The organism is Sulfurovum zhangzhouensis (assembly GCF_030347965.1).
In the GTDB taxonomy this organism is placed as follows: Bacteria; Campylobacterota; Campylobacteria; order Campylobacterales; family Sulfurovaceae; genus Sulfurovum; species Sulfurovum zhangzhouensis.
Genome location: NZ_JAQIBD010000021.1, coordinates 1 through 330, shown reverse-complemented (window position 1 = coordinate 330; position 330 = coordinate 1). Strand labels below are relative to the sequence as shown.

The following is a 330-nucleotide window of genomic DNA, read 5'->3' as shown; positions in this document are numbered from 1 at the left end:
TACCAAAATATACAGAAACTGATGACATCTTACCATTTACAATGGAAGAGGTTATCACTCTTATAGATAATGCTGCAGGTTTTTTCAAGTCCTATATCACCGTTGCATTCTTCACTGGTATGAGATCAGGAGAGCTCATCGCTCTAAAGTGGGATGATATAGATTTCAACTCCAACAAGATCATCGTACGTAGAAATATCAGTGAAGGTATAGAGGGTACTACAAAAACTGGTAAAGCAAGAACGATCGATATGCTTGATAGTGTACGTGAAGCTTTAGTGAAACAATATACCAAGACTGGGTTATCATCTGAGTATGTTTTTTCCAGCA

General features: G+C 37.3%; 1 protein-coding gene. It reads left to right on the top strand.

Translation table 11 applies throughout. The features are described 5' to 3' along the window. On the top strand, positions 1 to 330 hold a 330-nt coding region (locus tag PGH07_RS11445; protein ID WP_289414631.1), incomplete at both ends, for a tyrosine-type recombinase/integrase.